The sequence below is a fragment of the uncultured Campylobacter sp. genome (genome assembly GCF_938045535.1).
GTDB lineage: Bacteria > Campylobacterota > Campylobacteria > Campylobacterales > Campylobacteraceae > Campylobacter_B.
In genome coordinates this window covers 1-5,006 of sequence record NZ_CALIMQ010000288.1, presented here as the reverse complement: position 1 = coordinate 5,006, position 5,006 = coordinate 1, and the positions used below count along the sequence as shown (strand labels likewise).

Below are 5,006 nucleotides of genomic sequence, written 5' to 3'. Positions count from 1 at the left end.
GCCAAAGATGCTAAAAAATACTGCGAAATGGGCGGCGATCCGAATTTTAGAGGTCATGAAAATACCACTCCCATTGAAATGGCGGTAATGTTAGGTAGCGAAAATTCGCTTCGCGCGATGCTAGAGTGCGCAAAAAGACTGACTGATAGCGCAATGATGATGAGCGTATTCGGAAGCCAACACGACGATGAGAAGAGTTTTAGGCTCGTAAAGCTTTTAGAAAAATACGGCGGAAATTTTAAAGCAAAGGATAGGGATGGCTGCTCCATGGTAAATTATGCGGCAAGTTCTCATAGTCTAGAAATCGTAAAATATCTAGTAGAAAGAGGCGCCGATCCAAAAGCTAGATGTTCTCATAACCAAAGTGTAACTCCATCGGATTGGGCAAGGAAAAACGAGGATAAAAGAGTATATGAGTATCTAAAAAGCCTAGAAGCTAAATAAAAGGTATGCTAAATGGCTTCTTATCACCTGCTTTAAATCAGCGCGATAAAATTATTGGCGTTTTTGATGCTGATAGCAAGGCGCAGCAAGCTTTTATGATATCGATTTGGCTTATGGCTGCAGCGACGGAACTTATTTATATGCCATCTAGAATGGGCGGCATATCGGACTATCTAGAGCACCAAGATTTGCGGCTATGCCAAAAAGCTTTAAGTTTTCGGCGAAAATTTTATTTTGCATTATTTTTGTTGAAATTATATAATTTAATCCAAAATTTATATACACTTCGCTATTATCTCATTTTTAATTTCGCGGCCCACTCGTCTAGTGGTTAGGACGCTGGCCTCTCACGCCGGTAACAGGAGTTCAAATCTCCTGTGGGTCACCATTTCATCACTTAAAATCAATTAAAATTTTCTATCATCCAGCTGCCTGCCCTTGAAATTTAAGACCTCATTTGATTTGGGAGTATTTTGATTAAAATTTCACCATATTTTTACTGAGGCTAATTGATCTAGAATGAAAGTCGCGCGAATTAAAATTTAGATCGAATTTTAAAATTCGCGGCTAAATCTCGCCGTTGCTTATATTTTCCAGATTGCGTAGCCTGTTCCAGTTCTGCTCGTGTTGTAAATTTCTCATATTTTGCCGCTGCTGCATCTGCTCCAGCTGCTGCTGCGATTGCTGTTGCATTAGGCTTTGCTGCGCGGCAATATATTGCTCTTGCGCTCTTTGCTGAGCTTGCGCGCTATTCTCCTTGAATGAATTAAGCATGTCTTGCGATACCGCTTGCTCTTGCGCCGCACGCGCGACTTCGGCGTCAATCTTTTGCCGCTTCGCGCAGCGGTTTGGCTGCTCCTTGCTTGGCGGGTTTGCGACATCGCATCTGCTCGCGTCCGCCAAGAATGGAGCTTCCTCGTCGCCGCCCTGCGGGAGCAGCGAGCAACCTCCAAGCAAGACGACCAAAATAAGGACAAGGAAAAATTTTAACTTCATAGCCGCCTCTTAAATTTTATCTTTAATTCCCGACCGCCGCTAATCCGCGCCCTTTGCGAGGTCGAACCCGCACTGCGCCACAAGCGCCTTATCGCTTGCGATGCTATCGCCGGTGGTGGTTAGGAAATTGCCCGTAAGCGCCGAGTTGATGCCGCATCCAAGCGCCGTGCGCACGTGCTCGCCCAAATTTCGCCTGCCGCCTGCGAAGCGCAGATACGCGCGCGGTAAGATGAAGCGGTAGATCGCGATCGATTTTAAAATTTCATCGTGCGCTAGCGGCGCGGCGTCTTGCAGCGGAGTGCCCTTGATCGGGGTCAGGATATTGATCGGCACGGAGCTAACGCCCAGCTCTCGCAGCTGCAGCGCCATATCGATGCGATCCTCCATGCTCTCGCCCAGCCCGAAAATCCCGCCGCTACATACGTCAAGCCCCACGGCGCGGCAGTTTTGTATCGTTTGGATGCGGTCGTCGTAGCTGTGCGTCGTGCAGATCTGCGGATAAAATTTTCGCGAAGTCTCGAGATTGTGATGATAGGTCTGTACGCCGCTTGCTTTAAGCAGCGCCAGCGCGGGCTTTGAAGCGATCCCCAGCGAGGCGCACAGATGCAGCCGCGTTTCGCTTCGCAGCCTCTCATAGATCGCGCAGTATGCCCTCAGATCGGAGCTTTTTTGAGAAATTCCGCGCCCGCTGGCGACGAGCGAGAAGCGGTGCGTCTGCTCGGCTTCGTTCGCAAGCGCGGCGCTTAGCACCTGCCGCTCGCTCAAAATTCCGTAAGTCTCGCAGCCCGTGTTAAAATGCGCCGACTGCGCGCAGTATTTGCAGTCCTCGCTACAGCGCCCCGATTTTACGTTTATGATCGTGCAGAGATTAAATTTATCGCCGCAAAAAGCGCGCCTGATCTCATCCGCCGCCGCAAAAAGCGCGCCCAAATCCTCGCATCGCGCCAGCTCTAGCGCCTGCTGCTTTGCAATCTCGCAGCCGCCTATCACGCGATCTTTCAGCTCGGAAATATAAAATTTGTCTATCAATACTTAGCCTTTTTGAAAAAAATGCGTAATTATACAACGCTAAATTTAAAGCAAAGCTCGCACGCGAAATTTGGCGTAGGAATTTTGTGCTAAAAATTTTATGCGAAATTTTACGCCCTTCGCGCGCCGCTTTTGCGCCGCAATTTTTGCGGACGGCTCGTCTGTGCGCTTGCATGGGGGCGCAAATCAAAATCGCTTAAAAGTTGCGGCGCGGTAAATTTTACGCGTATGAAAATACATATCGAGCCGCTGCCTGCGGCATCTGCATGCGATTTATCGTTTTGAAATTTTATTTTGGCTAAAATTGCGACTTTAAATTTAAAGGCAAAAAATGAAATACGACGTTATCGTTGTGGGTGGCGGGCACGCTGGTATCGAGGCGAGCTTAGCCGCCGCAAAAATGGGCGCAAAGACGCTGCTAATTACGATCTTAGCCGAACAAATCGGCGCTGCGAGCTGTAACCCGGCTATCGGCGGCCTTGCAAAGGGGCATCTGGTAAAGGAGATCGACGCACTGGGCGGTCAGATGGGGCTTGCGGCGGATGCGTGCGGGCTGCAGTTTAGAATTTTAAACGAGAGCAAGGGCCCTGCGGTGCGCGGCTCGCGGGCGCAGATCGATATGGATGAATACCGCATCTATATGCGAAATTTGCTGCTAAACACGCAGGGGCTGGACGTCAGCCAGGAGATCGCGAGCGAAATTTTAACCTGCGAGCAAGGCGGCGGCCTGCGCGTTTGCGGCGTTAAGACCCATCTTGGCAACGTTTATGAGACCGAGCATCTGATAATCACCGCCGGCACCTTTTTAAACGGGCTAATTCACGTAGGCGAAAACAAGCTGCAAGCAGGGCGCGTGGGCGAGCTAGCCAGCGTCGAGCTAGCCGAATCGCTGCGAAGTCTGGGTCTGCAAATGGGGCGGCTAAAGACGGGCACCTGCCCGAGGATCAATGCTAAGACGATCGATTTTAGCGTGCTTGAGCGCCAAGACGGCGACGCGGATCCGCGCCCTTTCAGCTTTCGCAGCAAAAATTTTGCGCCGAAGCAGCTTGCTTGCTTCATCGCTTATACGAACGAGCGCACGCATGAGATCATCCGCGAAAATTTCGCCCGCGCGCCGATGTTTACGGGGCAAATTTCAAGCACCGGTCCGCGCTACTGCCCGAGCATCGAGACTAAAATTTACGAATTCCCAAATCGAGACCGACACCACGTCTTCGTCGAGCCGCAGACGCGCGAGGCTACGGAGTATTACGTAAACGGCCTTTCTACGAGCCTTCCTTACGACGTGCAGATTGCGTTTTTGCGCACGATTAGGGGCTTTGAAAATGCTAAAATCGTCCGCCCGGGTTATGCGATCGAGTACGATTTCATCGATCCTACCGAGCTTAAACACAGCCTCGAGACCAAAAAGATCCGCGGGCTGTTTTTGGCAGGCCAGATCAACGGCACCACCGGCTACGAGGAGGCCGCGGCGCAGGGGCTGATGGCGGGCATCAACGCCGTACTTGATTTGCGCGGGCGGCAGCCTTTGATCTTGCGTAGGGATGAGGCGTATATCGGCGTTTTGATCGACGATCTGGTTACCAAGGGCACGAACGAGCCTTACCGAATGTTTACTTCGCGTGCGGAATTTCGCCTGCTGCTGCGCGAGGGCAACGCCGTGCTACGCCTGAGCGAATACGGCCGCGAGATCGGTCTTTTAGACGAGGCGAGCTACGAGCGGACGAGCAAGTTTAAGCTCGATGTGCAGAGCGGAATGGAATTTTTGCTAAAAACGCAGATTACCCCTTCGAAACAGACGCTTAGCCTGCTACAAAGTATCGGCGCAGAGCCCATTTCGCAAAGCTGCAGCTTGCAAAAAATTGTAGCCAAAAGCGGCTTTTCAAAGGCGAGCTTGCTTGCTCTGGTGCCGCATTTTGAGAGTTTTAGCGATGAGGTTTTGGATGAAATTTTAACGCAGTGCAAGTATCATTTCTACATCGCGATGCAGCGCGCCGAGGTCGAGAGGATGAAGGGGCTGCTGGGCGTCGCGATCCCGCCGCAGATCGATTTTAGCAAGATCGGAGGGCTTAGCAACGAGATCGTGCAGAAGCTAAGCCGCTTTGCGCCGCCGACGCTTTTTGCCGCGAGACTCACGAGGCAGGAGAAACGCTTGAGACACTTCGTGAGATGAAAAAGGAAATGATGGGAGACGTATATGCGCTTCTCGTCACCTGTCTTGGTGAGCCGCCGGCGCACTTTGAAACACGTCTGCGTGATAAGGACGACAAGCTTGTTCTTTCCGGCACCTTTACCCCTCAGGAGTTCTTCACAAAGACCGTTGACATGAACCTTGATGATTACATTTCAATCATCTCTGCTCCTACTGCTGATAAGCCTTTCAACCACACCTACACCGTTTCTCGTTTGGGTAACGTTGTTGAGGGCGGCGGCGTTCACTACCTTAACCTTGAGATTTCCGAGCTCAAGCGCCTTGCCGTAGCTCAGCTCAAAGACAAATTGCCCGTCTGGTTTGGTTGCGACGTTGACCAATCTTA

The 5,006-nt window shown here is 51.0% G+C and carries 5 protein-coding genes and 1 tRNA gene; 4 read left to right on the top strand and 2 right to left on the bottom strand.

Features of this window, described 5'->3' with window-relative positions:
• Together Q0095_RS08935 and Q0095_RS08930 are read left to right on the top strand one after the other, a co-directional pair.
• The coding region (locus Q0095_RS08935; RefSeq protein WP_297883187.1) for an ankyrin repeat domain-containing protein at positions 1–444 on the top strand (444 nt) is incomplete at its 5' end.
• A gap of 313 nt (positions 445–757) precedes the next feature.
• Positions 758–832, top strand: a tRNA-Glu gene (locus Q0095_RS08930).
• Between the two features lie 179 nt (positions 833–1,011).
• Here the strand turns inward: Q0095_RS08930 and Q0095_RS08925 are convergent.
• Both Q0095_RS08925 and bioB read right to left on the bottom strand, forming a co-directional pair.
• Positions 1,012–1,440, bottom strand: a complete 429-nt coding sequence (locus Q0095_RS08925) for a hypothetical protein (protein ID WP_297883186.1) — start codon at positions 1,438–1,440, stop codon at positions 1,012–1,014.
• Positions 1,441–1,479: 39 nt separating this feature from the next.
• Entirely contained in the window at positions 1,480–2,469 is a 990-nt protein-coding gene (gene bioB / locus Q0095_RS08920) for a biotin synthase BioB (RefSeq protein ID WP_297883185.1), read from the bottom strand.
• Positions 2,470–2,800: 331 nt separating this feature from the next.
• Between bioB and mnmG the strand changes: the two genes are divergently transcribed.
• Both mnmG and Q0095_RS08910 read left to right on the top strand, forming a co-directional pair.
• On the top strand, positions 2,801–4,642 hold the full coding sequence (gene mnmG / locus Q0095_RS08915) for a tRNA uridine-5-carboxymethylaminomethyl(34) synthesis enzyme MnmG (protein ID WP_366806345.1): 1,842 nt from the start codon (positions 2,801–2,803) through the stop codon (positions 4,640–4,642).
• Positions 4,639–5,006 (top strand): C1 family peptidase (locus Q0095_RS08910; protein WP_366806343.1); only part of this gene is annotated, 368 nt, incomplete at its 3' end. The genes mnmG and Q0095_RS08910, both read left to right, overlap by 4 nt.

Excerpts from the sequence above, each read along its gene's own strand:
- Q0095_RS08925 (WP_297883186.1), bottom strand. The coding sequence starts at position 1,440 with ATGAAGTTAAAATTTTTCCTTGTCCTTATTTTGGTCGTCTTGCTTGGA.
- mnmG (WP_366806345.1), top strand. The coding sequence starts at position 2,801 with ATGAAATACGACGTTATCGTTGTGGGTGGCGGGCACGCTGGTATCGAG.